The 25,582-nt window shown below is 71.6% G+C and carries 25 protein-coding genes; 19 read left to right on the top strand and 6 right to left on the bottom strand.

Annotated elements, in window-relative coordinates:
* The first annotated feature begins 171 nt into the window (after nucleotides 1–171).
* Together ACFVWY_RS21595 and ACFVWY_RS21590 are read left to right on the top strand one after the other, a co-directional pair.
* Nucleotides 172–507, top strand: coding sequence for a YnfA family protein (locus tag ACFVWY_RS21595; protein WP_389874793.1), 336 nt, complete (start codon nucleotides 172–174; stop codon nucleotides 505–507).
* A 137-nt stretch (nucleotides 508–644) separates the two neighbouring features.
* Nucleotides 645–1,403: an SDR family NAD(P)-dependent oxidoreductase gene (locus ACFVWY_RS21590; RefSeq protein ID WP_389874790.1), complete on the top strand. Its 759-nt coding sequence runs from the start codon at nucleotides 645–647 to the stop codon at nucleotides 1,401–1,403.
* Nucleotides 1,404–1,613: 210 nt separating this feature from the next.
* Here the strand turns inward: ACFVWY_RS21590 and ACFVWY_RS21585 are convergent, their stop codons facing one another.
* Nucleotides 1,614–2,807 carry an RtcB family protein gene (locus ACFVWY_RS21585; protein ID WP_389874788.1) on the bottom strand — a complete coding sequence of 398 codons (1,194 nt, stop codon included), beginning with the start codon at nucleotides 2,805–2,807 and terminating at the stop codon, nucleotides 1,614–1,616.
* 170 nt (nucleotides 2,808–2,977) lie between these two features.
* On the opposite strand from ACFVWY_RS21585, the gene ACFVWY_RS21580 reads away from it, so the two are divergent.
* From ACFVWY_RS21580 to ACFVWY_RS21570, 3 genes are all read left to right on the top strand, one after another.
* Entirely contained in the window at nucleotides 2,978–3,886 is a 909-nt protein-coding gene (locus ACFVWY_RS21580) for a DUF3558 domain-containing protein (protein WP_389874786.1), read from the top strand.
* Nucleotides 3,887–4,098: 212 nt separating this feature from the next.
* A complete protein-coding gene (locus ACFVWY_RS21575; RefSeq protein ID WP_389874783.1) occupies nucleotides 4,099–4,977 on the top strand; it encodes a DUF3558 family protein in 879 nt (292 codons plus the stop codon).
* A 173-nt stretch (nucleotides 4,978–5,150) separates the two neighbouring features.
* Entirely contained in the window at nucleotides 5,151–6,635 is a 1,485-nt protein-coding gene (locus tag ACFVWY_RS21570; protein ID WP_389874781.1) for a DUF2637 domain-containing protein, read from the top strand.
* A 78-nt stretch (nucleotides 6,636–6,713) separates the two neighbouring features.
* Here ACFVWY_RS21570 and lysS read toward each other — a convergent pair whose 3' ends face one another.
* Nucleotides 6,714–8,489 carry a lysine--tRNA ligase gene (gene lysS, locus ACFVWY_RS21565; RefSeq protein WP_389874779.1) on the bottom strand — a complete coding sequence of 592 codons (1,776 nt, stop codon included), beginning with the start codon at nucleotides 8,487–8,489 and terminating at the stop codon, nucleotides 6,714–6,716.
* Between the two features lie 125 nt (nucleotides 8,490–8,614).
* Between lysS and argS the strand changes: the two genes are divergently transcribed.
* Entirely contained in the window at nucleotides 8,615–10,393 is a 1,779-nt protein-coding gene (argS, locus tag ACFVWY_RS21560; protein WP_389874776.1) for an arginine--tRNA ligase, read from the top strand.
* A 48-nt stretch (nucleotides 10,394–10,441) separates the two neighbouring features.
* Here argS and ACFVWY_RS21555 read toward each other — a convergent pair whose 3' ends face one another.
* On the bottom strand, nucleotides 10,442–11,890 hold the full coding sequence (locus tag ACFVWY_RS21555; RefSeq protein WP_389874773.1) for a helix-turn-helix domain-containing protein: 1,449 nt from the start codon (nucleotides 11,888–11,890) through the stop codon (nucleotides 10,442–10,444).
* A 141-nt stretch (nucleotides 11,891–12,031) separates the two neighbouring features.
* Here ACFVWY_RS21555 and ACFVWY_RS21550 point away from each other — a divergent pair, with 141 nt between their 5' ends.
* The 4 genes from ACFVWY_RS21550 (at nucleotide 12,032) to ACFVWY_RS21535 (ending at nucleotide 13,998) form a co-directional block, all read left to right on the top strand.
* Nucleotides 12,032–12,163, top strand: a complete 132-nt coding sequence (locus ACFVWY_RS21550) for a hypothetical protein (protein ID WP_389874771.1) — start codon at nucleotides 12,032–12,034, stop codon at nucleotides 12,161–12,163.
* A 41-nt stretch (nucleotides 12,164–12,204) separates the two neighbouring features.
* Nucleotides 12,205–12,912: a DUF4232 domain-containing protein gene (locus ACFVWY_RS21545; protein WP_389874769.1), complete on the top strand. Its 708-nt coding sequence runs from the start codon at nucleotides 12,205–12,207 to the stop codon at nucleotides 12,910–12,912.
* A gap of 64 nt (nucleotides 12,913–12,976) precedes the next feature.
* Nucleotides 12,977–13,780 (top strand): HEAT repeat domain-containing protein, encoded by an 804-nt coding sequence (locus ACFVWY_RS21540; RefSeq protein ID WP_389874767.1) that lies wholly within the window; start codon nucleotides 12,977–12,979, stop codon nucleotides 13,778–13,780.
* 29 nt (nucleotides 13,781–13,809) lie between these two features.
* Complete coding sequence (locus ACFVWY_RS21535; RefSeq protein WP_389874764.1) at nucleotides 13,810–13,998, top strand: hypothetical protein; 189 nt, start codon at nucleotides 13,810–13,812, stop codon at nucleotides 13,996–13,998.
* Between the two features lie 40 nt (nucleotides 13,999–14,038).
* On the opposite strand, the gene ACFVWY_RS21530 is transcribed toward ACFVWY_RS21535, so the two are convergent.
* On the bottom strand, nucleotides 14,039–14,665 hold the full coding sequence (locus ACFVWY_RS21530; protein WP_389874762.1) for a GNAT family N-acetyltransferase: 627 nt from the start codon (nucleotides 14,663–14,665) through the stop codon (nucleotides 14,039–14,041).
* Nucleotides 14,666–14,797: 132 nt separating this feature from the next.
* On the opposite strand from ACFVWY_RS21530, the gene ACFVWY_RS21525 reads away from it, so the two are divergent.
* The 7 genes from ACFVWY_RS21525 to ACFVWY_RS21495 all read left to right on the top strand — a co-directional run bounded on the left by ACFVWY_RS21525 (nucleotide 14,798) and on the right by ACFVWY_RS21495 (nucleotide 21,592).
* Nucleotides 14,798–16,063, top strand: a complete 1,266-nt coding sequence (locus ACFVWY_RS21525; RefSeq protein WP_389874759.1) for a choice-of-anchor A family protein — start codon at nucleotides 14,798–14,800, stop codon at nucleotides 16,061–16,063.
* A 104-nt stretch (nucleotides 16,064–16,167) separates the two neighbouring features.
* A complete protein-coding gene (locus ACFVWY_RS21520) occupies nucleotides 16,168–16,959 on the top strand; it encodes a DUF4253 domain-containing protein (protein ID WP_389874757.1) in 792 nt (263 codons plus the stop codon).
* Between the two features lie 48 nt (nucleotides 16,960–17,007).
* Complete coding sequence (locus ACFVWY_RS21515; RefSeq protein WP_389874754.1) at nucleotides 17,008–17,361, top strand: hypothetical protein; 354 nt, start codon at nucleotides 17,008–17,010, stop codon at nucleotides 17,359–17,361.
* A gap of 55 nt (nucleotides 17,362–17,416) precedes the next feature.
* Nucleotides 17,417–17,848, top strand: a complete 432-nt coding sequence (locus ACFVWY_RS21510) for a hypothetical protein (protein WP_389874752.1) — start codon at nucleotides 17,417–17,419, stop codon at nucleotides 17,846–17,848.
* Nucleotides 17,849–18,222: 374 nt separating this feature from the next.
* Complete coding sequence (locus ACFVWY_RS21505) at nucleotides 18,223–19,473, top strand: sensor histidine kinase (RefSeq protein ID WP_389874750.1); 1,251 nt, start codon at nucleotides 18,223–18,225, stop codon at nucleotides 19,471–19,473.
* Complete coding sequence (locus ACFVWY_RS21500) at nucleotides 19,470–20,144, top strand: response regulator (protein WP_389874748.1); 675 nt, start codon at nucleotides 19,470–19,472, stop codon at nucleotides 20,142–20,144. The genes ACFVWY_RS21505 and ACFVWY_RS21500 overlap by 4 nt, the downstream gene beginning before the upstream one ends.
* Nucleotides 20,145–20,374: 230 nt before the next feature.
* Nucleotides 20,375–21,592, top strand: coding sequence for an alpha/beta hydrolase (locus ACFVWY_RS21495; RefSeq protein WP_389874746.1), 1,218 nt, complete (start codon nucleotides 20,375–20,377; stop codon nucleotides 21,590–21,592).
* Between the two features lie 89 nt (nucleotides 21,593–21,681).
* Here the strand turns inward: ACFVWY_RS21495 and ACFVWY_RS21490 are convergent, their stop codons facing one another.
* Nucleotides 21,682–22,500, bottom strand: a complete 819-nt coding sequence (locus tag ACFVWY_RS21490) for an alpha/beta fold hydrolase (RefSeq protein ID WP_389874743.1) — start codon at nucleotides 22,498–22,500, stop codon at nucleotides 21,682–21,684.
* Between the two features lie 213 nt (nucleotides 22,501–22,713).
* Nucleotides 22,714–23,379 (bottom strand): DUF4097 family beta strand repeat-containing protein, encoded by a 666-nt coding sequence (locus ACFVWY_RS21485; protein ID WP_389874740.1) that lies wholly within the window; start codon nucleotides 23,377–23,379, stop codon nucleotides 22,714–22,716.
* Nucleotides 23,380–23,613: 234 nt separating this feature from the next.
* Here ACFVWY_RS21485 and ACFVWY_RS21480 point away from each other — a divergent pair, with 234 nt between their 5' ends.
* Entirely contained in the window at nucleotides 23,614–24,384 is a 771-nt protein-coding gene (locus ACFVWY_RS21480; protein ID WP_389874738.1) for a helix-turn-helix domain-containing protein, read from the top strand.
* A 563-nt stretch (nucleotides 24,385–24,947) separates the two neighbouring features.
* Nucleotides 24,948–25,460 (top strand): hypothetical protein, encoded by a 513-nt coding sequence (locus tag ACFVWY_RS21475; protein WP_389874735.1) that lies wholly within the window; start codon nucleotides 24,948–24,950, stop codon nucleotides 25,458–25,460.
* Nucleotides 25,461–25,582: the final 122 nt, after the last annotated feature.

Genomic DNA, 25,582 nt, shown 5'->3' with positions numbered 1-25,582 from the left:
CCGGGGGCCGGGGGCAGAGGCCGGAGCCAGGGGCCGGGGGCACGGTGAGCCCCGGAGTCCGGGAAGCGCGCCGCTCCCGCGCACGGGACCGGACGGGCTCGCGCGACGGGGACCGAATCCGCCCGTACCGGGGCGGGGAGCGCCGCGCCGGGCCCGTGAAACGCTGACTCCATGACCGTGACCCGATCCGTCGCCCTCTTCGTCGTCGCCGCGCTCTTCGAGATCGGAGGCGCCTGGCTGGTCTGGCAAGGCGTGCGCGAACACCGGGGGTGGATCTGGATCGGGGCAGGAGTCCTGGCACTGGGCGCGTACGGCTTCGTCGCCACGCTCCAGCCGGACGGCGAGTTCGGCCGCATCCTGGCCGCGTACGGCGGTGTCTTCGTGGCCGGTTCGATCGCCTGGGGCATGGCCGCCGACGGCTACCGCCCCGACCGGTGGGACGTGACCGGCGCGCTGATCTGCCTGGCGGGCATGGCAGTGATCATGTACGCCCCGCGCAACCACTAGGGGGAGCGGGCACCTGCGTGCGCCGCGGGCAAGTGTCAGCCCCCGGCCCGGCCGAAAGAGGGTACGCCCCGAGGGGCCCGCGACCGGACCCTGCCTATCCTGGGCCCGTACCGACCAGCAGCCCGAGGAGTCCCGTCATGGCCGCCACCCCGATCGCCGTCGTCACCGGAGCGAGCAGCGGCATCGGTGCCGCGACCGCCCGGCAGCTGGCCGCGGCCGGATACCGCGTCGTGCTGACCGCGCGCCGCGAGGACCGCATCGAGGCGCTCGCCGCCGAGCTCAACGAAGCGGGGCACCAGGCGACGGCCTACGCGCTGGACGTGACGGACCGCGCCGCGGTGGACGAGTTCGCCACGGCGTTCCGTACGCTCGCGGTGCTCGTCAACAACGCGGGCGGCGCGCTCGGGGCCGACCCGGTGGCGACCGGCGACCCCGCCGACTGGCGTCAGATGTACGAGACCAATGTCATCGGCACGCTCAACGTCACCCAGGCCCTGCTGCCCGCCCTCACCGCGAGCGGCGACGGCACGGTCGTGATCCTCTCGTCCACCGCGGGCCTCGGCACGTACGAGGGCGGCGGCGGATACGTGGCGGCCAAGCACGGGGAGCACGTCCTGGCCGAGACGCTCCGCCTGGAGATCGTCGGCACCCCGGTCCGTGTCATCGAGGTCGCCCCCGGCATGGTCAGGACCGAGGAGTTCGCCACCACCCGCTTCCGCGGCGACACCGAGAAGGCCGCCAAGGTGTACGCGGGCGTCGACGCCCCGCTCACCGCCGACGACGTGGCCGACACCATCACCTGGGCCGTCACCCGGCCCAGCCACGTCAACATCGACCTCCTGGTGGTCCGCCCCCGCGCCCAGGCCTCCAACTCCAAGGTCCACCGATCCGCCTGACCGCAGCACGGGCAGCACGGGCAGCACAGGCAGCACAGGCAGCACAGGCAGCACAGGCAGCACAGGCAGCACAGGCAGCACGAACAACGCCAGCAGCGCAAGCAACGCGAACACCGCGGGCAACACCGGCGGAAACAGCGGGAAGGGCCCCGGACACACCACCCGTGGTCCGGAGCCCTTCCGTTCATCCGTGCGCGAAGAGGCTCCGCCTCAGCCCTTCACGCACACGATCTGCTTGAGCTTGGCGACGACCTCCACCAGGTCCCGCTGCTGCTCGATGACCTGCTCGATCGGCTTGTACGCCGCCGGGATCTCGTCCACGACGCCGGAGTCCTTGCGGCACTCCACGCCCCGCGTCTGGTCCTCCAGGTCCTGCGTGGAGAAGCGCCGCTTCGCCGCGTTCCGGCTCATCCGCCGCCCGGCGCCGTGCGAGGCCGAGTTGAACGACTTCGCGTTCCCGAGGCCCTTCACGATGTACGAACCGGTGCCCATCGAGCCCGGGATGATCCCGTAGTCCCCGGAACCGGCGCGGATCGCGCCCTTCCGCGTGACCAGCAGGTCCATGCCGTCGTACCGCTCCTCCGACACGTAGTTGTGGTGGCAGGAGATGACCGGCTCGAAGGTGACCTTCGCCTTCTTGAACTCCTTGCGGACGACGTTCTGGAAGAGCGCCATCATGATCGCCCGGTTGTGCTTCGCGTACTCCTGCGCCCAGAAAAGGTCGTTCCGGTACGCCTCCATCTGCGGGGTGTCCGCGATGAACACGGCGAGGTCGCGGTCGATCAGATCCTGGTTGTGCGGCAGCTTCTGCGCCTGGCCGATGTGGAAGTCGGCCAGTTCCTTGCCGATGTTCCGCGACCCGGAGTGCAGCATCAGCCAGACCGAACCCGACTCGTCGAGACAGAATTCGATGAAGTGGTTGCCCGATCCGAGCGTCCCCATCTGCTTCGTGGCACGTTCCTGACGGAACTGCACCGCTTCGGCGACACCGCTAAACCGTGTCCAGAAGTCGTCCCAGCCGGGCGCCCGGAAGCCGTACAGCTGGTCCGGCTCCACGGCGTCGGCGTGCATCCCGCGGCCCACCGGAATGGCCTGCTCGATCTTCGACCGGAGCCGGGACAGGTCGCCCGGCAGGTCGTTGGCCGTCAGCGAGGTCTTCACCGCGGACATTCCGCAGCCGATGTCCACCCCGACCGCCGCCGGGCAGACCGCACCGTGCATCGCGATCACCGAACCGACCGTCGCCCCCTTGCCGAAGTGGACGTCCGGCATGACCGCGAGGCCCTTGATCCACGGCAGCGTCGCCACATTGCGCAGCTGCTGCATCGCGGCGTCCTCGACCGTGGCCGGATCCGCCCACATACGGATCGGAACCTTCGCCCCCGGCATCTCTACATACGACATAGTTCCTCGATTCCCCCGAAAAGTCTGATAGCGCAAATCCGGTGCCAAGGTCGGCAAATGAGTCGGCCAACCGGCATCCACGGCGGCGCGTGCGATACACATTGTGTCCATCGGCCGCCATCGGGCGGCAACCGTTTTTCGCACGAAGGGAGCCCAGAACCGTGCGACGAATGGCCTACGCGACCGGCACCGCACTGCTGGCAGCGCTCGTCGTCGGCTGCAGCGCCGACACCGGAGCCGACGGTTCCGCGGCCGACGGCAAGTCCGGCGAGACCACCGTCGCCGCCGCGGCCCCCGGCAAGTACCGCACCCTCCCGGAGGCCTGCCGCGCCGTCACGACCTCCACGCTGAAGGACCTGCTCCCGGGCACCGACGAACTCCCCGAGGAACAGCAGAGGAAGGTGTACGAAGGCACCGCCGCCGTCACCTACAACACCGAACGCCGGGTCGGCTGCAACTGGAAGTCCGACGCCTCCGCCTCCTCGCACACCCTGTCCGTCGACTTCGAACGGGTCGTGTCCTACGACCTCACGGTGAGCGACGACGATCGCGCCCGCGAGGTGTACGCGGAGAAGGTGACCGCCGCTGGCCTGCCCTCCGCCTCCGCGAGCCCCGACAGCGCGGGCACCGGCGACACGGACGGCGACGCGAAGGGCGCGGACAAGTCGGCACATCCGGATGACCCGGACTCCGGATCGGGCCCCTCCTCGCACGCCCTGGCCACCTCCGCCTCGGCCTCCGCGACCGCCTCCGCGGACGAGACGGGCGAAACAGATGAGACGGGCGAGACCAGCGGGACCGGCGGGACCGCGGAAGAAGGGGACGGGAGCGACGAGGACCTCCAGCCCCGGCTCCTCGACGACCTCGGCGACAGCGCGTTCCTGAACGACCTGCTCACCCGCTCCGGCTCCACCGCCCAGCACCGCACGGTGAGCGTGGTATTTCGCACATCGAACGTCATCGTGACCGTCGAGTACACCGAGCAGCCGGGCGTCTCCACCGTCGTCCCCGACAGCAAGGAACTGCAGGAGAAGGCCCAGGCGCTGGCCCGGAACCTGGTCGAGAAGTTCAGCGAATGACCCCGCCCCCGGCGCCCCGGCATCCGCCGGACCCGGCCGCCGGGCCCCCGGCCGGGGCACCACCCGGCCCCCGTCCGTCGTACCGTGGCCCTTCGGACCACCCGCCCGGCCGTCCCGACGGCTGCCCGTCCCGAGGAACGGCCGTCCCGACGGCCGCCCGTCCTGATGGCCGCCCGGCGGCCCGCCCGCCGCGTCACCCCAGTGAAGGAACCATGCACCGTTCAGCTCCGCGACTCGCCCGCATACTCGCCTGCGCCGCCGTTCCGGTGATGCTCGTCGTCGCCGGCTGCTCGTCGGACTCCGACGACAAGGAGAAGGAGGGGACGGGTTCGTCCGCTTCCGCGTCGTCGGGCGCGAGCGAGAAGCCTGAGCCGACCGTCGCACCCGCCAAGTTCGCCTCGCTGCCCGACCCGTGCAAGTCGATCACCAAGAAGACGATCACTTCCCTGGTTCCCTCGGCGAAGACCAAGAACGGCACCGCCGCCGCCTCCAGCGACACCGCGTACCGCGCCGGATGCTCATGGAACGGCCTGGACGACAACGGCGTGAAGGGCTCCCAGTACCGCTGGCTCGACGTCGCCTTCACCCGCTTCGACTCCGATCAGGCCCTCGGCAGCGGCGCCGACCGGGCCCAGCAGGACTTCACCAAGCAGGTCACCAAGACCAAGGCGGCCGAGGGCGCCGAGAAGATCGTCGAGAAGGCCGTCAGCGGCATCGGCGAACAGGCCTCCCTGATCACCTACGACCTCACCAAGACGAAGGAAGACTTCGAGTACGCGACGGCCGTGACCCGGACCGGGAACGTCGTCATCACCCTCACCTACAACGGTGCCGGGTACGCGGGCGCGAAGACCCCCTCCGCCGCCGACATCGCGAAGGGCGCCGAGAAGGCCGCCAAGGAAGCGGTGGCCGCCGTCGCCCAGGGAACCGGTGCGGACAAGCCGAGCGGCAAGGCCACGGACAAGGCCGACGATCCCAAGAAGTCCGGCAGCGGCTCCTCGCTCGACAAGACCGACGACACGAAGTCGGACAGCAAGCCGACCGACAAGAAGACCTCCGCCCGCAAGACGACCGTCAAGACGACCAGCTAAAGCATTTCGCCCGCGTGGCGAAGCCCGGCACTCCCCCCGAGTGCCGGGCTTCGCCCCTCCCCGCGCAAGGCGCCGCACCCCCCGTGTGCCAGGCTGTGCCCGCCGGAAGTCGCAGCAGGACGCCGGAAACCGCAGCAGGACGCCGGAGCGGGCGTCGGGAGAGGGGAACGCGGGTGGCCGCGACGCAGCTGACACGCACCCACCGCATACTCATCGGTCTCGTGGTCGCCGGTGCGGTGCTGATCGCCGCGATCGGGTTCGCGGGATCGTACGCGGCGGTGCGTGAGCTCGCCGAGAAGAAGGGGTTCGGCGACTTCTCGCTCGTCTTCCCGATCGGCATCGACGCGGGTATCTGCGTCCTGCTCGCACTGGACCTGCTGCTGACCTGGATGCGCATCCCGTTCCCGCTGCTGCGCCAGACCGCCTGGATGCTGACCGCCGCGACCATCGCCTTCAACGGCGCCGCGGCCTGGCCCGACCCGCTCGGCGTCGGCATGCACGCCGTCATCCCGGTGCTCTTCGTGGTCTCCGTCGAAGCCGCCCGCCACGCGGTGGGCCGGATCGCCGACATCACCGCCGACAAGCACATGGAGGGCGTCCGCCTCACCCGCTGGCTGCTCTCCCCCCTACCGACCTTCCGGCTCTGGCGCCGGATGAAACTCTGGGAACTCCGTTCCTACGAACAGGTCATCAAGCTCGAACAGGACCGGCTGGTCTACCAGGCCCGCCTCCAGGCCCGCTTCGGCCGCAACTGGCGCCGCAAGGCCCCCGTCGAGTCCCTGATGCCGCTGCGCCTGGCGAAGTACGGGGTGCCCCTGGCCGACACCGCTGCGGCGGGCCTCGCCGCCGCGGGCGTCGAACCGGCCCTGCTCCCCCCGGCCCCGGTCCTGCCCCAAGCGGCCACACAGGCAGCGCAAGCCACCCCCATCGCACCCATCGCACCGGCCACACCCGTCGCACCAGCCGCACCCGTCGCACCGGCCGCCCCCCAGCCCGAGTTGCCGTACGTCCCCGAGCAGCACGAGCCCCAGCCCGGCCAAGCCCAGCCCCACGAACCCCAGCCCCACGAACTCCAGGAACCGCACGGGCCCCAGGACCCCCCGGCACCCCAGCAAGGCCCCGGTTCCCACGAGAGCCCCTGGTTCACGACGGCGCGCGTGCCGCACGAGGCGTACGCGGGCGGCTACGACCCGGCGCGCAGCGAGGGCCTGGACACGGCCCCGGTCCTGGTCCCCTCGGGCCCCGGCGGCCGGACCCGCCCCCTGGGCAACGTGGGCACCATCGGCTCCACACCCGGCCCCCGCGCGGAGGAGCACCAGCCCCAGGCCGGCCAGCAGCCCCAGAGCCCCCGGGAAAGCCCGCAGCAGGCCCAGCGTCCGCGAGACCTCCCGCACCCGCAGGAACCCCAGGCGGAGACTCACGACCAGGACCCCGCCGAGTGGGCCCAGGAAGACGCTGAGTTCGCCCGGATCGCGTACGAGGTGTTCGCCGCGTACGTGAAGCAGCACAACGACTACCCGAGCGTCGAGGCCCTGGACATACACGTCGCGGACAGCCACAACGTCCAGCACCCGCGCAGCACCGCGCTGATCCGCCGCCTGATGCCGGAGTTCAAGAACCGCCACCACTCCGAACTCGAAGCGGAGCACATCGCCTAGCCCCGGCCAGCCGGAGCACGACGGAGGGCCGTCACCCCGATCACCGGGTGACGGCCCTCCGTGCCGTACGTGGCGGAGTTACGCGCCCAGCAGCGTGCGCACCCGGTCCGCGCCCACTGCCAGCAGCAGCGTCGGCAGCCGCGGCCCGGTGTCACGGCCGACCAGCAGCCGGTACAGCAGCGCGAAGAACGACCGCTGCGCGGCCTTCAGCTCCGGCGTCGGCTTGGCGTCCGGCTCCAGGCCCTCCAGCACCTTCGGCACGCCGTAGACGAGCGTGGTGAGCCCGTCCAGCGACCAGTGCGTGTCCAGTCCCTCCAGCAGCAGCCGCAGCGACTGGCTGCCCTGCTCGTCCAGCGAACCGAGCAGATCCTTGTCCGGCTCGGCGCGCACGATCGTGCGGGCGTCGGCCGGAACCTGGGTGGTGATCCAGTTCTCCGCCCGGTCCAGCCGCGGCCGTGCCTCGTCCAGCGAGGTGAGGGGGTTCTCCGGGTCCAGCTCGCTCAGGATGCGCAGCGTCTGCTCGTCGTGCCCGCCCGTGATGTCCACGACCGAGGCGAGCGTGCGGTACGGCAGCGGGCGCGGCGTGCGCGGCAGCTCACCGGCGGCCGTGCCCACGGCACGCGCGTACGCGGCGGCGTCGGCGGGCAGCACCGAGCCGTCGGCGACCTTGCGGGTCAGCGAGTCCCACTCGTCGTAGAGCCGCTGGATCTCCTGGTCGAACGCGATCTTGAAGGACTGGTTCGGCCTGCGCCGGGCGTACAGCCAGCGCAGCAGCGGCGCCTCCATGATCTTCAGCGCGTCGGCCGGGGTCGGCACGCCGCCCTTGCTGGAGGACATCTTCGCCATGCCGGAGATCCCGACGAACGCGTACATCGGGCCGATCGGCTGCACGCCGTCGAACACCTCGCGGACGATCTGGCCGCCGACGACGAACGACGAGCCCGGCGACGAGTGGTCCACGCCGCTCGGCTCGAAGATCACGCCCTCGTACGCCCAGCGCATCGGCCAGTCGACCTTCCAGACCAGCTTGCCGCGGTTGAACTCGCTCAGCCGGACCGTCTCGGCGAAGCCGCAGGCCGTGCAGGTGTAGTTCAGCTCGGTGCTGTCGTCGTCGTACGACGTGACGGTGGTGAGGTCCTTCTCGCAGTTGCCGCAGTACGGCTTGTACGGGAAGTAACCGGCCGAACCGCCGCTGCCGTCGTCCTCGCTCGCCGCGCCGGAGCCCGCCTCGGCCTCCAGCTCGGCCTCGTCGACCTTCTTCTGCTGCTGCGGCTTCTTGCCGCCCTTGGCGCCCTTCGCGCCTTCCCCGGCCGGGTCCTTCTTCGTCCGGTACCGGTCGAGGACGGCGTCGATGTCGGCGCGGTGCCTCATCGCGTGCAGGATCTGCTCGCGGTAGACGCCGGCCGTGTACTGCTCCGTCTGGCTGATGCCCTCGCAGTCGACACCCAGCTCGTCCAGCGAGGCCGCCATGGCGGCCTTGAAGTGCTCGGCCCAGTTCGGATGCGGGGAACCGGCGGGGGCGGGCACCGAGGTCAGCGGCTTGCCGATGTGCTCGGCCCAGGACTCGTCGACCCCGGGTACGCCGTTCGGCACCTTGCGGTAGCGGTCGTAGTCGTCCCAGGAGATCAGGTGCCGGACCGTGTGGCCGCGGCGGCGGATCTCGTCGGCGACCAGGTGCGGGGTCATGACCTCGCGGAGGTTGCCCAGGTGGATCGGGCCCGACGGGGAGAGGCCGGACGCGACGACGACCGGTTTGCCAGGCGCACGACGCTCCGATTCGGCGATGACCTCGTCCGCGAAACGGGAGACCCAGTCGGTCTCGGTGCTGCTCTGACTCTGAGCCACGGTCTGCACGTCCTTCTCTCTTGTAGGGGCTCCGCCATTCTCCCAGGTCCGCCCGGGAGCGCGAAAACGGCTTTACCGCCCGTGGAATACTGGTTGTGATCCCTTGTACTCCTACGGAAACGGCAGCCCGTCCCATGCCTGAGCACGGCTCGGTCAATTCCCTCGCTTCCACGCTCCAGCAGCAGCTGGCGGACGCCCTCACGGCAGCACTGCCGGACGCGGGCACCGCGGACCCGCTGCTGCGACGAAGCGACCGGGCCGACTTCCAGGCCAACGGCATCCTGGCCCTCGCCAAGAAGCTCAAGGGCAACCCCCGCGAGCTGGCCTCCAAGGTCACGGCCGAGATCCCGTCCGACGGCCTGATCAAGGAGATCGAGGTCTCCGGCCCCGGCTTCCTGAACATCACGCTCAGTGACCGGGCGATCATCGAGACCCTCGCCGCGCGCGCCGCCGACGCGGACCGGCTCGGCGTGCCGCACAACAGCGCCGCGGGCACCACCGTCATCGACTACGCCCAGCCCAACGTGGCCAAGGAGATGCACGTCGGCCACCTGCGGTCCGCCGTGATCGGCGACGCGATGGCGCAGATCCTGGAGTTCACCGGCGAGTCCGTGGTCCGCAGGCACCACATCGGCGACTGGGGCACCCAGTTCGGCATGCTCATCCAGTACCTGATCGAGCACCCGGGCGAGCTGTCCCACCGGGGCACCGACGGCGAGGCGGACGGCGAGGCCGCCATGTCCTCGCTGAACCGGCTCTACAAGGCGTCCCGGGCGCTCTTCGACGCCGACGAGGCGTTCAAGGCCCGCTCCCGGGACCGGGTCGTCGCGCTCCAGGCCGGTGACGAGGAGACCCTCGCCCTGTGGCAGCGCTTCGTCGACGAGTCGAAAATCTACTTCTACTCGGTCTTCAACAAGCTCGACATGGAGATCAGCGACCCCGACATCGTCGGTGAGTCCGGCTACAACGACATGCTGGAGGAGACCACCCGCCTGCTGGAGGAGTCGGGCGTCGCCGTCCGCTCCGAGGGTGCGCTCTGCGTCTTCTTCGACGACGTGAAGGGCCCGGACGGCAACCCCGTGCCGCTGATCGTCAAGAAGTCGAACGGCGGCTACGGCTACGCGGCCACCGACCTCTCCGCGATCCGCGACCGGGTCCAGAACCTCAAGGCGACCACCCTGCTGTACGTGGTCGACGCCCGGCAGGCCCTGCACTTCAAGATGGTCTTCGAGACCGCCCGCCGGGCCGGCTGGCTGAACGACGACGTCACGGCCGTGCAGCTCGCCTTCGGCACCGTGCTCGGCAAGGACGGCAAGCCGTTCAAGACCCGTGAGGGCGAGACGGTCAAGCTGGAGGACCTGCTGGACGAGGCGATCGAGCGCGCCTCCACCGTCGTCCGCGAGAAGGCCAGGGACCTCACCGAGGACGAGATCACCGAGCGCGCCACGCAGGTCGGCATCGGCGCGGTCAAGTACGCGGACCTCTCCACCTCCGCCGCCCGCGACTACAAGTTCGACCTGGACCAGATGGTCTCGCTCACCGGCGACACCAGCGTGTACATCCAGTACGCGCACGCCCGGTCCCGCTCCATCAAGCGCAAGGCGGGCGAGCTGAGGTCCCAGCCCCACCCGGAGCTGGAGCTGGCCCCGGCCGAGCGCGCCCTGTCCCTGCACCTGGACCAGTTCGCCGAGGTCGTGGCCGAGGTCGCCGCCGCGTACGAGCCGCACAAGCTGGCCTCGTACCTCTACCAGCTGTCCTCGCTGTTCACGACGTTCTACGACCAGTGCCCGGTCCTCAAGGCCGAGGTCCCCGGCGATGTCGCCGAGAACCGTCTCTTCCTCTCGGACCTCACCGCCCGCACCCTCCACCAGGGCATGAAGCTGCTCGGCATCCGGACCCCCGAGCGCCTCTGACCGCACCCGCGTGCGCACCGGCCCGGTGGCGTGGACCGGGGAGGGACCTCAGTCCCACTCCTTGGCCACCCACTGGGCCGTGTCGTACCGGTACATGTACGTCGGCCGCGCCTGGATGCTGCTGGTACGGAACGGCTTCCCGCCGTCGTCGATGCGGAGCATCCCCGTCCGGCCGCCGCTGCTCCACTCCAGCTCCAGATACCAGCTGACGTCGTGCCCCTCCACGTGGGCCTGGAGGTCGAAGACCTCCACATCGGTGGAGGACACCCGGAACGGGAAGTGCTTCGGTGGCAGCCGCTCGTCCCCCCGCTGACCCGCGACCGGTCTGAGCACCGGCCCGTCGTCGTCGAGGTCGATGTCGAAGGACTGCGGGATGACGCCGCTCCCGCAGCCCTCGCCCATCGAGTACGCCGACCACGCCAGCGGCGCCTTCCGGGACAGTGTCCGCACATGGATGCCGTTCACCACGACGGCCTGCTTGGACCTTCCCTGCACGGTGATTTCGAGCTGCATGCTGCCGCCGTCCACTCCGCCCAGCGCCCTGGCCCAGCCCCGCGTGCTCTGCGGCGAGGGCGGCGGAGGCACGTCGTCCGGTTTCTGGTCCAGGACGTAGTGCTGTCCGCAGGGCTCCTCCCAGTTGTACGAGCTGATCGTGGCGGTCGGCGGTACGCCCACGGCCGCCGGACCGTTCCCCTTGCCGCGCCCGGCCGACGCGGACGGGGTACCGCCCGACGCCGGTGACGAGGCACCGGCCGCACCGGAGGGGGAGGCGCTGGACGACTTCTCCGGCCGGTGCGGCGGGGCGGTGACGCTCGCGGCGGTCTCCTCGGGCTCGTCCCCGTCCCTGGCGTCCACGGCGGCGGCGTTGGTGAGCTCGTCGGCGCTCCCGGAGGACAGCTTGCTGACCACGATCGAGGTGGGCACGGTCAGCGCGACGACAGCGGCGGCGGCGAGCAGCACCCGCGTCCGCCGGGACGCCGGGAACCTCGTGCGCGGCGGCTCCGAAACCGCGTCCCCGGTCACGTCCAACGGATCGGACGCGGACTCGGACGCGGACTCGGACGCGGACTTGGACTTGGACTTGGACACCGACTCGGATGCGGATGCGGACGCGGGGTCCGAGGCGGACGCGGGGCCCGGGGCGGGCTCTGACGCGGCCCCGGTCTCCGCTGCCGCGGACGCCGCCGCGACCGGGGCCACGACCGGCGCCGGGGTCACCTCCGCGACCGGCTCCGACGCGGCCGGACGCCGCCGCGCCGCGTCCGCCACGATCCACCGCCGGTGCAGCTCCACCAGCTCCTCCGGCGACGCCCCGCACAACCGGGCCAGCCGCTCCACCGGGGCGTAGTCGTTCGGCACCGCCTCCCCGTTGCAGTACCGGTGCAGGGTCGACGTACTGACGTGCAGTCTCCCGGCCAGAACCCCGTAGCTGCGCCCCGAACGGTCCTTCAGTTCCTTCAGCAGAGCCGCGAATTCCCCGGCCTCCGGCGTCGCCACTTCGGCGTTCCCCCTCCTGGTCCGTCCCAGAACACCGTTCCAGGGACGTGGAATCTGCCCAGGTCACAGTACGCGCAGCCGTTCCAGCGTCCCCAATGGTCCGTTCGGCGTTGCGGCCGGAATCCGCCGCCCCGCAATCTGATGACACACCGCAGCGACCACCGGGACAACGCAGTGCGCATCAACTTCCGCATCGAGCTCATCGATGCCGTGGCCATCGGCGTGGTGATCGTGTCCACCGCGATCGTCATGGTCCTGATCTGCCACAACTGACCGAACAGCAACCACACCTACACACGGGGAGCACCACCGCCATGCGCAAGCACCTCCGCACCACCACCCTCGCCGCGACCGCCCTCCTGGCCGCCCTCTCCCTCACCGCCTGCAACGCCGACGACACCGTGGACAACGGCAAGAAGGCAGGGGCGTCCGTCCCGGCGGCGGCCGACGGCGGCTCCACCGCGCCGGACACCGGCAAGGACACCGCCCAGGGCGCCGAGGACGGCAAGGACACCTCCAACACCCCCGCCGAGAAGACCTCTTCCAAGAGCAGCGCGGGCGGCAGCAGCGCCGGCAAGGGCAGCGGCAGCGGCAGCGGCAAGTCCGTCACCTGCACCGGCGCCAACACCAAGGTCACCGTCACCCAGGTGAGCCGCCCCATCAACCACCTGCTGCTCACCGCCACCAACACCGGCTCCACGCCCTGCTACGCGTACTACGCACCGGCCCTGCGCTTCGACGACGCCCAGTCCGCGTTCCCGGTGCTCCAGGACAGCAAGCCGCAGGCCGTGACGACGCTCGCGCCGGGCCAGTCCGCGTACGCCGCGATCGGCTTGGCCGGTGAGCCCGACGGCCAGGAGCAGCACCCGTCCGACCACCTCACGGTCTACTTCATGGGCAGGGACAACCAGGGCTCCGTCGGCTCGCCCGCCGAACTGACCCTCCCGGCGGGCACCACCTGGGCCGACAACGGCTTCGTCACCTACTGGCAGGCCGACATGGCCGACGCCCTCACCTACTGACCGCGGGAGAGCGGCGGCACGCGAGGCCCGGCGCCCGCCACACACGGGCGCTAGCATCGAGCCCATGGCCATGTTCGTGCACCTGACAGCCTCCGCGAACGCGGAACGCGTCCGCCGCTCCGGGGTACGGGCCGCCAGCCACGGCCGCGACACGGACCGGTCGCGGGGCGTCTACTGCTTCTCCGTGCTCCCGTCGTACACCCTCACCCACCAGTGGTTGCGCGAGCTGTCCCGGCGCAGCGGCCCGCGGGGGCTCGTCGCTGTGCACATCCGGCTGCCGGACGACGAACCCGTCACCGCGGGCCGCTACTACCAGGACCCCACGCACGTCACGGCCGCCGAGGCCGTACGCCGGATCGCCGCCCTGCGCGACCCGCGCGGCTGGGAGGTGTTCGTCCCCCGGGCGGTCACCAGGGGCGAGGTGCACCGCGTCCGCACGGTCAGGCAGGTCACCGGCTGGCGGTACGCCCCCGACGCGCACGGCACGGCCCCCTGCACCTGCTTCGGCTGCCGGGTGCGGGGCGAATACGGATCGCGGCGCCTGCGGCAGCGCCGCCCGCATCCCCTCGACGGCCCGCCGCCCGCCGCCGCGGTCCTCCTCCGGCAGATCGCCGCGGCGGGCGACCCCGGCGACCCGGAACAGCTCGTCCAGGCCCTCCACTGGTTCGGCCTGCGCCGACGCGGCCCGGTCGACCAGCTGGCCCGCCTCGCGGACCACCCGGACCCGGAGGTCCGCAGGGCCCTTGTCTGGGCCATCGCGAAGTGGAGGAGCCCGGCGGCCGTGGAGCTCCTCGGCCGCCTCGCCCAGGACCCGGACTGGACGGTCCGGGACGCCGCCGAGTACAACGCGCCCGAGCCCCGGTCCTGAGCGACGCCCGTGCGACCCGCACAGATCTCTTGTGGGTCCGCTCACCACCGCCCCCGGAGGCCGTCGGCCGACCCTGCGCGCGCCGCGCACTCGGCCCCGGCCGGGAGGACGGTGCGACGGCGCTGGACGAGGTCGCCGCCCCCGCGCCCCGGCCCGACGGCACCCCGGCCCGTACCGCGTTCGTCACCGCGTTCGTCACCGCCCGCGCCCGGCCGTAACGGGTCCGCCCCTCCCGGGCCGGGGCCTCCAGACCACCCGTCAGCCGCGCCGGACGGCGTCCGGGGTACGCGGCGCGCGGCGCATGACCCACACCGCCGGGCCGCCGCCCGGAAGCCGGGCCTCCCCGAGCACGGTGAAGCCGAAGTGCTCGTAGAACGGCAGGTTGGACTCCTTGGACGACTCCAGGTAGACGGGCAGGCCCGCCGCGTCCGCCCTGGCCAGCCCGGACCGCAGCAGGGCCGCACCGTGGCCCTGGCCCCGGGCGGCCGGGTCGGCGCCGAGCACCGCCAGGTACCAGTGCGGCTCCTTCGGCCCGTGCCCGGCCGCCACCGCGACGGCCTCGCGGAACAGTCCGGCCCGGTCGCCGAGGATGCCCTCCAGCTCTCCCAGGGTCTCCGCGTCCGGAACCGCCTTGTCCTGCCCCTCCGGTGACACCCAGAAGGACACACCCGCGTCAGTGCGCTCGCAGACCCCGTACGGGCCGTACTGGCGGGTGAAGATCGTGGCGAAGTACCGCGCCATGCCCTGGGCCCGGGACGCTTCGTCGGGGAAGAACCAGGTCATCATCGGGTCGTCGTCGAAGGCGCGTGCCAGGACATCGGCGATCTGCCCGGCGTCGTCGAGCCCGGCCGTCCGCAATGTGTTCTGTATCGACATACGGGCCATTCTGCACCGCCTCCTTCCGGGTGATCCGCCTCCTCCTCCCCATTGGTCTTGACCAATATTTCAATGTATGAAAAGCATGGGCAAAGCCGTCACGGACGGCTGTACGACCACCTTCGCGGGAGAACGAACCCCATGCGCATATCCGCAACCGCCGTAGCCGCCACGCTCGGTGGAGCCCTTGTCCTCGGCCTGACCGTGGCTCCGGCCGCCCAGGCCGCCCCGGCCGACTCGTCCTCGTGCACCACCGACGCCTTCTCGGTCGCCGGCAAGTACGGCGAGTTCGTCCTCGGCGACGACGCCCACACCCCCGACGCCGAGGGCGCGGTGGCCGTCGGCGGCAACGCCGACTTCCGGGGCGGCTTCAGCGTCGCCAACGAGCTCTCCGCCGCCGAGGTCGACGCCCTGCCGGGCCGCGCCTCCCTGGTCGTCCGCGGCGACCTGCGCAACGACAAGTCCGTCACCGCCGTGATGAAGGGCAACGCGGTCGTCGGCGGCGAGATCCGCGACCGCGCCCTCGAAATGCACGCGGGCAGCGTCAGCAAGAACGCCGGACTCATCGACTTCGACGCCGAGTTCGGCAAGCTCCGCGCCTACTCCACCGCCCTGGGCGCCGAGGCCGCCATCGACACGACCCGCGTGTCGGCCGACGGCAACCGCCTCACCCTGGAGGGCACCGACTCCTCCCGCAACATCTTCCAGGTGACCACCGCCCAGCTGGAGAAGGCCAAGGAGGTCTTCCTCAAGGTCCCCGCGGGCGCCACCAGCATCGTCAACGTCAGCGGACGCGACTACGACATGGCCCAGGCCGGAACCACCGGCTTCTTCCTCTCCGGCGGCCAGGACTTCGTCCTCGACGACAAGCTCCAGAGCGCCTCCGGCGGCAAGGTCCGCGCCCGCCTCCTGTGGAACTTCCCCGAGGCCCGCACCATCACCAAGCACAGCAGCGCCGCCTGGCCCGGCAGTGTCCTCGCCCCCAACGCCCACCTGGAGCTGGGCAGCGGCGCCCCGGTCAACGGCTCGGTCTGGGTCGCCTCGCTGCGCGGCACCGGCGGCGCCGAGACCCACCACTTCCCGTTCAGCGGCTGCCTCCCCGGGACCGGCGAACCCACGCCGCCCACCACCCCGAGCACCACCCCCTCGACCACGCCGCCGGGCACGTCGACGCCGTCCGCCCCGGCGACCCCGCCCGCGAGCGGCACCCCGTCCGCGGGCACGTCCAGCCCCGCGGTGCCGGGCACCCCGGCGCCCTCGGACAGCGCCCCGGGCGGCAAGGCGGAAGGCGACCTCGCCTCCACCGGCAGCAGCGGCACGATCCCGCTGGCCGTCGGCACCGTCGTCGTCCTGGCCGCGGGTGCGGGCCTGACCATCGCCGCCCGCCGCCGCTCGAAGCGCGCCTGATCCCGGGCCGTCCGGGGGCGTGGCGGGACGGGTGACCCGCCCCGCCACGCCCCGCCCCCGGGCGGCCGATCCGGTTGTCAGTGGGGCCCCGTACGCTCAGTGACATGGCGACCCTTCCCAACCCGCTCGCGTCCCCGGCCACTTCGGGACTCCGGCTCCCGCCCGGTTCGCTGGTCGACACCACGACCGACGGCACCTGGCACGAACCCCTGCTCTGGTACGCGGACCAGCCCGCGGCCCACGGCGCCTGGCGCGAACTGCGCGCGGCGGGGCGTCCCGTGGGCCTCCTCCCAGTCCTGATCGACGGCGGACGGCGCGAGGAATGGCCCGCCGACTGGGACCTGGCGCCGCAGGACACGTCGTATCCCGGTGACCACGACGCCGCGGAGGTCCTCGCCGAGTACTGGCAGAGCAACGCCCCCGAGGAGATCGACACCGCACAGAGCGACTGGCCCGGTCTCGCCCCCGTCCCCGCCGCCGAGGGGCCCGACGCCCCCGACGACCTGGCCGCGGCCATCGCCGAGGAGTGCGTCGGCCCGGACGGCTGGTACGCCGGATCGCGCGCCGCGCTCGTCCCGGCCCGCCGCAGCGCGGACATCCCGGCGGCCATCGGCTGGACCGGCCCGCTCAACTTCGAGGAGGACACGGCCCGGCTCAGCGCCGTGCTCCGCTCCTGGGAGGACCGCTTCGGCATCCGTGTCGTCGTGCTGGGCTTCGACACCTTGACGGTCTCGGTCTCCCGCCCGCCCACCACCCTCGACGAAGCACGGGCCGTCGCCGCCGAGCACTACGCCTTCTGCCCGGACAACATCGACCAGAACCCGCCGTACGACCTCGACGCCTACGCCCAGAAGTCCGTGCTCGGCCAGGAGATATGGGCGTTCTGGTGGGACTGAGTACGACGACTCATGCGACGTCCACGACCACCGGGTTGACTCGCACACATGCCCGAAGATGTCACTGACGCTTACGCCATCCGCCCGTCGCGCGCCTGGGTCGCACCGCTGATCTCCTCGTTCGCGACGCTCCCGCTCGCGCTGCTCGTCCTGTTCTTCGGCGGGCTCTCCCCCATGGCCTGCGACTCCTGCTCGGACGCCGCGTCCGACCGCTTCGACAGCAGCTTCGGACCCGCCTGGACCGTACTGTGCTGCGTTCTGGTGCTGGCCGTGGCCGTGCTGGTGGCGAGCTGGGTGTACGCCTTCCGCACACCGCCGGCGGGGGTGCTCCTCGCCGCGCTCGCCCCCTGCACGGTGTTCGTCGCCTGGGTCGCGTTCACGGCCATGGTCAACTGGCCCTGACCACCGCACGACACCTCACGACACCGCACGGCACTGACAACCGAGAGGCTCCGCCATGGCCCGGACGGCCGACGAACTCGCCCGCCTCCTCGCCCGGTTCCACGCCCTGCCCGCCGACGACGACCGCAGACAGGCGATCGTCGCCGAGCTGGACGGCGACCCGGGCGCGGAACCCTTCCTCATCACCGTCGTCGCCGACCCCCAGGAGTACGACCTCGCCCGCGTCGAGGCCGCCACCCTCCTGCGCCTGTGGCCCCCGGCCGACCCCGCGGCCCGCCACGCCGCGGGCCGGGCCCTGCTGGCGGCGCTGGACGACCCGGAGGAGGACCTCGTCCGCCAGTACGCCGCCATGGCCCTCGGCCCCTACGCCGACGATCCGGCGGTCCACCGGGCCCTGACCACCGCCGCCGACACGGACGACGACCCCCTCGTACGCGCTTCCGCCCGCGCCGCCCTCAAGGAGGCGGGCACCGGCAGGATCCCGTAGCGAAGGGCCCTGGCATCGCGGCGTGCTCGCGCACGACCGGCTCGGCACCGAACCACCGCCGCAGGGCGGTCACCGGCACGGACCAGCGGCACCCGAGGCCCGGCCGCCGCCCCGGGAAACAGAGGGCTGCCCATTCCCCGTCCCGCTCCCATATCGCCACGCCCTCATACCTGAGAGCCAGACGGGAAGACGGCTCCCAGGTGTGAGGCCGGCCAGCTGATGCGCCCCGTAACGTCACGTCCGGAGGAACACCGGGATGAACGCCGGGGTGGCTGACGCCCGGCCCGCCGGTCCGCACCGTCCCCCGTGACCGCGGTCACGGCCGCGGTCGCGGCGGGGCCACCCCCTGAATAAACCAGGACAATAATGACCACATGGTCAGGGCTGAGCAGGCGACGGTGCGCGGAGCGCTGAACACCGCACGAAAGGAACTGTGCACATCGGTCCCGCAGCCCATGCCGCCCATGGGCGGGCCGAGGCCGCTGAGGTGGCTGCCGCACCTCGCGGTCGCCGCGGTGGCGGTGTTCGCGTCCGTCTCCGCCACCGAGGACATGTCGATGAGGCCCGTCGGGATGGTCCACGCGGCACTGCTGGTGGTGGCGTTGCGCTGGCCGCTTCCGGCCTGGTGGCTGTCGCTGCTGATGCTGCCGGTGTTCTCGCTGTACCCGCCCTTCGGGCCGTACACGGGATGGGCATGGGCCGTGCACGGCGGGCTGTTGTTCCTGGTCGCGCTGCGCAACCGGCCGCGGGTGATGGTCGAGACCGTGGCACTGAGCGCCGCGCTGCTGCTGGGACTCCAGCTGGCGGACGGCGGGATCGGGCCCTGGAAGTTCACGGTGATTATGCTGGTGGTGCTGGCCCTCGTCATGGCGGCCGCCACCGGCGTACGCCGGACACGGGAGGTCCGCGCCCGGCTCGCGGAGCAGGAGGCGGCCCTCGCGCAGGAGCGGGCGCACCGCACCGTGCTGGAGGAACGCGCCCGCATCGCACGCGAGTTGCACGACGTGGTCGCCCACCACATGTCCGTCATCTCCATCCAGGCCGATGCCGCCCCGTACCGGGTCGCGAACCCGCCCGGGGAGCTGGTGGCAGCGCTGGCCGACATCCGCGCGGGAGCACTGGAGGGACTGGCCGAACTGCGCAGCCTCCTCGGAGTGCTGCGCTCCGAGGACCGTACCGACGGCAACGCCCCCAAGGCTCCGCAGCCCACCCTGGAACGGCTCGACGACCTGCTCGCGGGCGTGCGGGCGGCGGGGCTCGACGTGCGGGCGGTGACCTCCGGGACACGCCGCCCGCTGCCCGACGGCGTGGAACTGTCGGCCTACCGCATCGTGCAGGAGGCACTCAGCAACGCACTGCGCCACGCCCCCGGCGCCACGGCCCGTGTCGAACTGACCTACACCTCCACCGCGCTCGGCCTGCGGATCCTCAACGGCCCCGGACGCCGGGCCGCCCAGCCCTCACCAGGAGCCGGACACGGCATCCTGGGCATGCGTGAACGTGCCGCGATGCTCGGCGGAGAACTCTCCGCGGGCGCGACACCCGACGGTGGCTACGAGGTCACCGCGCTGCTGCCGGTGCCCGCGGCCCCGGCCGCCCGGACGGACAAGGAACAGACCGCATGACGATCCGCGTGTTGATCGCCGACGACCAGGCGATGGTCCGCGAGGCCTTCTCGGTGCTTCTCGACGCCCAGCCCGGCATCGAGGTGATCGCGACCGCTTCGGACGGCCTGGAAGCCGTGGCCAAGGCCGAGGAGCTCCGCCCCGACGTGATCGTCATGGACATCCGGATGCCCGGACTGAACGGCATCGACGCCACCCGCGAGATCACCCAGCAGACCGGCCTGTCCGCCAAGATCCTGGTCCTGACCACCTTCGACCTGGACGAGTACGTGTACGAGGCGCTGCGGGCAGGCGCCAGCGGTTTCCTCCTCAAGGACGCCTCGGGCGTCCAGCTGGCCGAAGCCGTACGCGTCGTGGCCGCCGGGGACGCCCTGCTGTCCCCCGAGATCACCAAGCGGCTCATCAAGGAGTTCTCCCTGCTGAGCGGCTCGCCGAAGCCACCCGCCCAGGTGCGGATCGACGTACTCACCAACCGCGAGACCGAGGTGCTGGCGCTGGTCGCCCAAGGACTGTCCAACGCGGAGATCGCCGGGGAACTCGTCGTCGCCGAGCAGACCGTCAAGACGCACATGGGCAGCATCCTGCAGAAGCTCCAGCTGCGGGACCGCACCCAGGCGGCGGTCTTCGCCTACGAGACGGGCCTGGCCGTTCCCGGGCGCACCAATCTGTGATCCCGCGGCGGTGGAAAGGGGCGGGCCCCGGCCTCTTCGGCGGACCCCCTACCTGAGAGCCATGCCGGGGAATGGCTCCGCGGTGTGAGGCCCGAGCGGGTATCCGATTTCTACGCTTTCCGTGTGAGTCGGTTCTCGTCGCCCCGTACGTGGTCCTGAGGACGTCGCGGCTCGCACCACGTCCCGCAGGCGGCACACCCCCGCCCCACGCGCCATCACAGGAGTGCGCCATGACCACACGCCGAAGCCCCGCCACACCGACCGGCCGGCCGATACCCGGCCCGCTGGTCCGGATCCTTCGGGGCGGCTGCGCCGTCCTGGCCTCGTTCCTCGGCTTCCTGGTTCTCGCCATCGTCCTCGGCGCGTACGTTCCGGCCATCCCCAAGGCAGGGGTGATCGGTCCGGTCCTGGGCGGGCAGTACCCCTTCCACATCGCCCTGACAGCCCTTGCCGCGGCCGCCCTCGCCGCACTGGCCTGGCGCGGCGGCCTGGTGCGCTGGGGACGCGCGGTCACCGTGATCACAACGGCTTGCACCGTGGGGGCGCTGGCCATCGGCGGACTCCAGTTCCGGGCCGCCCAGAACGCGGGGGCCGACGTCTCCCTGGGCCAGGCGTTCACCGAACTCACCTACCCGGCGGTGAAGCCGGACGCGACCGAGACGTACGCGAGCCCCGAAGGCAAGCCGCTGAAGGTGGACGCGTACCTCCCCGGGAAGACCCCGGGCGGGAAGGTCCCGGCCGTCGTGCTCGCCCACGCAGGCGGCTTCCACACCTTCGACAAGAGCGACCTGCGCGGCACCGGCCGCTGGCTCGCCGACCACGGCGTCGCCGTCTTCGCGGTCGACTACCGCCTCGCCAGCCCCGACCGCCCCACCTGGAACAAGGCCCCCCAGGACCTCGTCTCCGCCCTGGGCTGGGTACAGAAGAACGCCGGCAAGTACGGCGTCGACGACTCGCGGATCTCGCTCGGCGGCATGTCGGCGGGCGGCACCCTGGCGATGAACACGGCCTACCGGCTCCACAACGGCACCATCGAGGCCCCCGACGGCACCGCCGCCCCCAAGCCCCCGGCCTCCGTGATCGGCTTCTATCCCGGCACCGACGTCACTGAGATGTGGACGCAGGACGTGGCCGGAACCCGCGAGGCGGCGGAGATGTACACCGGCGGTACGCCGCAGCAGTACCCGGACCGCTACCGCGAGGTGTCCCCGACCTCCGACATCCGCGCCGGTCTGCCCCGCACCCTGCTCGTGGTCGGCGACCGCGACCGCAGCGCCCGCCCCGAAACCGTCACCGCCTTCGGGGACGCGCTCAAGGAGAGGGGCGTCCCCACCGAGGTCAGGGAGCTGCCCTTCGCCGAGCACGCCTTCGACGACGCGTACGGCAGCCTCACCTCCCAGACCAGCCGTCAGATCCTGCTCGACTTCCTCGTCGAGGACGCTCGCTGACCACGCCGTCGGCGACGGCGCCTGGTGCACCGGCGCCGTCGCCGGCCTCTCGCCCGGCACCCGTCCCCGTCCGCCGGGCCCCTCGTCGTTCAACGCCCTTCCCGGTCGAGGCCGGCGACCTCGCGTACGGACTCGGCGATGGCCCGGAACTCCTTCTTGAGGATCGCGCCGTGGTCGCTGGCGACCTTCGCGCCGATCCGGATGTTCGGGTTGCGGGCGGTCACCCCGCCGAGGCTGGCGCGTATCCGCTCCTGCTCGTCGCCCCGGCTCCCGAGAGACGTACCCGAGGCGACGACATACCGCACCGGGACGGTGATGCCGTCCAGCACGGGGCCCAGCTCGCGCTCGCGGGAGATTCTGCCGATCTCAATGTTGCTCTCCGCCTGCTGCCCGGCGGTCATCCGCGGGGCCAGGCCCGTCGGGCGCAACAGCGGCAGGAACCAGCCCATCCGACGGAACATCTTCCTGATGCGCCGCTCCATGGCCTCGTCGAGCCAGTCGTACGGGAACGCGCCGTCGACCAGGACCGCACCCAGCGCGCGCTCCGGATTGCGAGCCGTCCAGTGCGCCCCGACGAACGCGCCGTAGGACCAGCCCGCCACCAGCGCCCGGTCCACTCCCCGGGCCTCCAGAACGGCATCGACATCGCGGACGGCCGCCTCGAAGGAGTAGTCCGCCGAGCGCTTCGACCTCCTGCCGCGCGCCCGCTCGTCGTAGGTGATGTGCCGCCATTGCGTTCCCAGTTCGGCGAGGACCGGCCGCCAGTAGCCCTGGGTGGCGAACTGGCCGTTGAGGTAGATCACGGGGATTCCGGGGCCACCGGTGTCGGTGACGGCCAGGGCCGTGTCGTCGACCGGCACCATGCCGGTCCACCGCGTGCTGTTCGCGGGCGTGGCGTTGTGCGTCATGGGTCTCCCTGGTCATGGGGCGCGCGTCGTGTCGGCGGGTCTCGCCCGCCGCCCTTCCACGGCGTCAGCCCGTCTGCGGCGTACGGCCCTGTGTGGGGTGTGCGGCCCTTGCGCGGCGTCAGCTCATGTGCGGCGTGGGGCTCTGCGTGTGGTGTGCGGCGCCTTGCGCGGCGTCAGCTCGTCTGCGGCGTACGGCCCTTGGGGGCCGCATGGTCAGAGGCTGCGGGCGGTGATGTCGCCGCGCGAGGTGGTGGCACGGACGTCGAGTCCGATGGTGCCGTCGTTCCGCAGGGCGTTGTCGACGCGGCCGTGGTCCGTACCGGCGTCCAGGGCGGCCGAGACGCCCGCGGCGACGCCGACCGAGATGTCGCCGGACCGGGTGTGGAGCACGACCGTGCCGCGTACGGCCTCGGCGACCTTGATGCCGCCCCGCGCGGTTCTGATCTCCGCGGAGCCGCCCAGCCGGCCGACCTCGACGTCGCCGTCGGTCACGGTGAGGCGGAGGCTCGCCGCCTCGTCGATCTTGATCCGGCGGTACGCGCCCTCGAAGGCGACGTCCCCGAGGCGGCCGACGCCGCGGAGCTCGGCGCTGTCGGCCCGGCCCTCGACGCAGGACCCGGCGGGCAGCCGGACGGTGATCTCCACGGCCCCGGAGGGACCGGAGAGCCGGCCTGCGGGGACACCGGCCGCGATCCGCAGGACGCCGTCGGCGTACGAGACCTCGGTCCGCTCGGCGGCCTTGGTGTCGCGGCTCCTGGAGGCGTCGGCGGGCAGGACCTCGACGGTGGTGTCGGCGCGGTCCGCGGCGATGAACCGGACGCTCCCGGCGGGGATGTCCAGGACGGCGGAGACCGGGGCGGGAGTCTCGAACTTCTGCATCGTGCTCTCCTGTGCTCGATTCGTTTCCAACAACAGAAACGCTACGTTGCTTTCCACATCGCAACAACAACCTCGTTGCACAGAATGGCCATTAGCGCAGGTAGAAGCAGTGCAATCATTGCAACGAGCCTGGACGTCAACGCAACGAACACCACTCAGGCCGTTGCAATGAAGAGAGGGTGAACGCTATGGTCACGGAGTCAGGACCACCCCGAGGCCACCGAGGAGACCGTGATGCCGGGAGGCAGACTCACCCAGCAGGAACGCCAGCAGATCGCACGGGGACTGGCCGACAGCCTCCCCTACGCCGAGATCGCCCGCCGCCTCGACCGCCCGACCTCGACGGTCACGCGCGAGGTGATGCGCAACGGAGGCCCCGCCGCCTACCGCGCCGACCTGGCCCACCGCGCCACCGAGCACCGCGCGCACCGGCGCAGGACCAACGCCGCCCGGGGGCCGGGGTCCGCTCACCAGCCGGACGGCCGTGACACCGAGGCCGTGGCCGCGTACGAGGAGGCGTTCACCACCGTCCTCATGACCTCGGGCCTGAACAGGATGGCGGCCCGGGTGCTGACCTGCCTGTACACCACCGACGCGGGTAGTCTCACCGCGTCCGAGCTCGTCCAGCGCCTCCAGGTCAGTCCCGCGTCCGTCTCCAAGGCGATCACCTTCCTGGAAGCCCAGAGCCTCGTCCGGCGCGAGCGCGACGAACACCGCCGCCGCGACCGCTACGTCGTCGACGACGATCTCTTCTACCAGGCGACGATCGCCAGCGCGCGGGCCAACGACCAGCTCGTCGAGACCGCACGCCGGGGTGCGGCCGTCCTCGGCTCCGGCACTCCCGCCGCGGCCCGCCTGGAGAACATCGCCCGCTTCCTCGACTTCATCAGCGAGAGCATCACCCGCGCCGCCGAACAGGCCCGCGAGGTACTCCGCACCGCCCCCGCCCCGTCTCCGGCCGACGCCCCCGCCACGCGCCCGGACCAGCGGAACCAGACGGACTGATCCAGACCGCACGAGCACAAGCACAAGCACGAACAGCGGTACGAACACGGCCACAAGGCCGCCCCGGCACTCCCGCGCCGCTGCGGCCCGAGGAATTCGGCTCTCCCCGCGGCTTGCGCCGCCTCAGCCCCGGGCCGGCCGCCGCGCGACCGCCGCCGCCCGGCAAGTCCGTTCCCGGCCAGGAGATATGGACGTTCCGGCGGGACGGAACACGGCCCCACGCACCTCCTTCGTGTGCGGGTGGTGCGCGGCGTTCACGCCCTGCTCATAACGGAGTTCGGCGGATCGAAGCAAGGCGACCCGGGCATGCCTCCCATAAGTGGACACATCAATCCCGTCTCGATACCTTCGAATGAGAGACGTTATAGGCGCGCGATCGCAGCAGCGCGACACACGTCGGCGTCCGGAAGCCGGAACGCACCGGCCTTCTCCAGGTGTTCAGCACACACCACACAGCGCGGATACCGCTCCCTGGCTCAGAACGCGTTCGTCCGCGTCGGGTCGGGTCCGAGGCGTCATCCGCATCATCCGCACGTATTCCATCTCGAAGAAAGGGGATAGCTATGCGTGCACGGAACATCATCGCTCTGGCGAGCCCCCTCGTCGCAGCAGCCATGGTCCTCTCGCCCGTCGCGATGTCCACGGCATCGGCCGTCGCCGCGGACACTCCGGCGACGACAGCCTCCGCGACCACGCGTCTGCCCACGGACGACGCAGCCGACGGCAAGCTCAAGGGCGCGCGGGACGGCAAGCTCGACGGCCTCACCAACAAGTGCGACTACCGCCACTCGTACGCCCCGGCCCTGACGACCCCGGCGTACGCGGACGCGTACTCGCTCGCCTACCGGATCGGCTACGACAACTACTGCAGCGGTGACACCACCACCACCACGCCACCCGCGCCAGCAGCCACCGACGCCGCCGACGGCAAGCTCAAGGGCGCGCGGGACGGCAAGCTCGACGGTCTCACCAACAAGTGCGACTACCGCCACTCGTACGCCCCGGCCAAGACGACCCCGGAGTACACGGACGCGTACTCGCTCGCCTACCGGATCGGCTACGACAGCTACTGCTGACCGAGCGGAGGTACAGGTCGGCGACATATCCGCGGATCAGTGGCTACGGCCGACGCTGGCCGGTCACCGTCACTGGTCCGCTCACCCGTCCCCCGCGCCCGCGCGTTCCACCGGAGCGCACG

Source organism: Streptomyces sp. NPDC058195 (assembly GCF_042883525.1).
Classification (GTDB): Bacteria; Actinomycetota; Actinomycetes; order Streptomycetales; family Streptomycetaceae; genus Streptomyces.
Note: the sequence above shows the minus strand (reverse complement) of the source record. Positions and strands in the feature narration are given on the sequence as shown.

Excerpts from the sequence above, each read along its gene's own strand:
- ACFVWY_RS21595 (WP_389874793.1), top strand. The coding sequence starts at position 172 with ATGACCGTGACCCGATCCGTCGCCCTCTTCGTCGTCGCCGCGCTCTTC.
- ACFVWY_RS21590 (WP_389874790.1), top strand. The coding sequence starts at position 645 with ATGGCCGCCACCCCGATCGCCGTCGTCACCGGAGCGAGCAGCGGCATC.
- ACFVWY_RS21585 (WP_389874788.1), bottom strand. The coding sequence starts at position 2,807 with ATGTCGTATGTAGAGATGCCGGGGGCGAAGGTTCCGATCCGTATGTGG.
- ACFVWY_RS21580 (WP_389874786.1), top strand. The coding sequence starts at position 2,978 with ATGGCCTACGCGACCGGCACCGCACTGCTGGCAGCGCTCGTCGTCGGC.
- ACFVWY_RS21575 (WP_389874783.1), top strand. The coding sequence starts at position 4,099 with ATGCACCGTTCAGCTCCGCGACTCGCCCGCATACTCGCCTGCGCCGCC.
- argS (WP_389874776.1), top strand. The coding sequence starts at position 8,615 with ATGCCTGAGCACGGCTCGGTCAATTCCCTCGCTTCCACGCTCCAGCAG.
- ACFVWY_RS21550 (WP_389874771.1), top strand. The coding sequence starts at position 12,032 with ATGACACACCGCAGCGACCACCGGGACAACGCAGTGCGCATCAACTTC.
- ACFVWY_RS21545 (WP_389874769.1), top strand. The coding sequence starts at position 12,205 with ATGCGCAAGCACCTCCGCACCACCACCCTCGCCGCGACCGCCCTCCTG.
- ACFVWY_RS21540 (WP_389874767.1), top strand. The coding sequence starts at position 12,977 with ATGGCCATGTTCGTGCACCTGACAGCCTCCGCGAACGCGGAACGCGTC.
- ACFVWY_RS21530 (WP_389874762.1), bottom strand. The coding sequence starts at position 14,665 with ATGGCCCGTATGTCGATACAGAACACATTGCGGACGGCCGGGCTCGAC.
- ACFVWY_RS21525 (WP_389874759.1), top strand. The coding sequence starts at position 14,798 with ATGCGCATATCCGCAACCGCCGTAGCCGCCACGCTCGGTGGAGCCCTT.
- ACFVWY_RS21520 (WP_389874757.1), top strand. The coding sequence starts at position 16,168 with ATGGCGACCCTTCCCAACCCGCTCGCGTCCCCGGCCACTTCGGGACTC.
- ACFVWY_RS21515 (WP_389874754.1), top strand. The coding sequence starts at position 17,008 with ATGCCCGAAGATGTCACTGACGCTTACGCCATCCGCCCGTCGCGCGCC.
- ACFVWY_RS21510 (WP_389874752.1), top strand. The coding sequence starts at position 17,417 with ATGGCCCGGACGGCCGACGAACTCGCCCGCCTCCTCGCCCGGTTCCAC.
- ACFVWY_RS21505 (WP_389874750.1), top strand. The coding sequence starts at position 18,223 with ATGGTCAGGGCTGAGCAGGCGACGGTGCGCGGAGCGCTGAACACCGCA.
- ACFVWY_RS21500 (WP_389874748.1), top strand. The coding sequence starts at position 19,470 with ATGACGATCCGCGTGTTGATCGCCGACGACCAGGCGATGGTCCGCGAG.
- ACFVWY_RS21495 (WP_389874746.1), top strand. The coding sequence starts at position 20,375 with ATGACCACACGCCGAAGCCCCGCCACACCGACCGGCCGGCCGATACCC.
- ACFVWY_RS21490 (WP_389874743.1), bottom strand. The coding sequence starts at position 22,500 with ATGACGCACAACGCCACGCCCGCGAACAGCACGCGGTGGACCGGCATG.
- ACFVWY_RS21485 (WP_389874740.1), bottom strand. The coding sequence starts at position 23,379 with ATGCAGAAGTTCGAGACTCCCGCCCCGGTCTCCGCCGTCCTGGACATC.
- ACFVWY_RS21480 (WP_389874738.1), top strand. The coding sequence starts at position 23,614 with ATGCCGGGAGGCAGACTCACCCAGCAGGAACGCCAGCAGATCGCACGG.
- ACFVWY_RS21475 (WP_389874735.1), top strand. The coding sequence starts at position 24,948 with ATGCGTGCACGGAACATCATCGCTCTGGCGAGCCCCCTCGTCGCAGCA.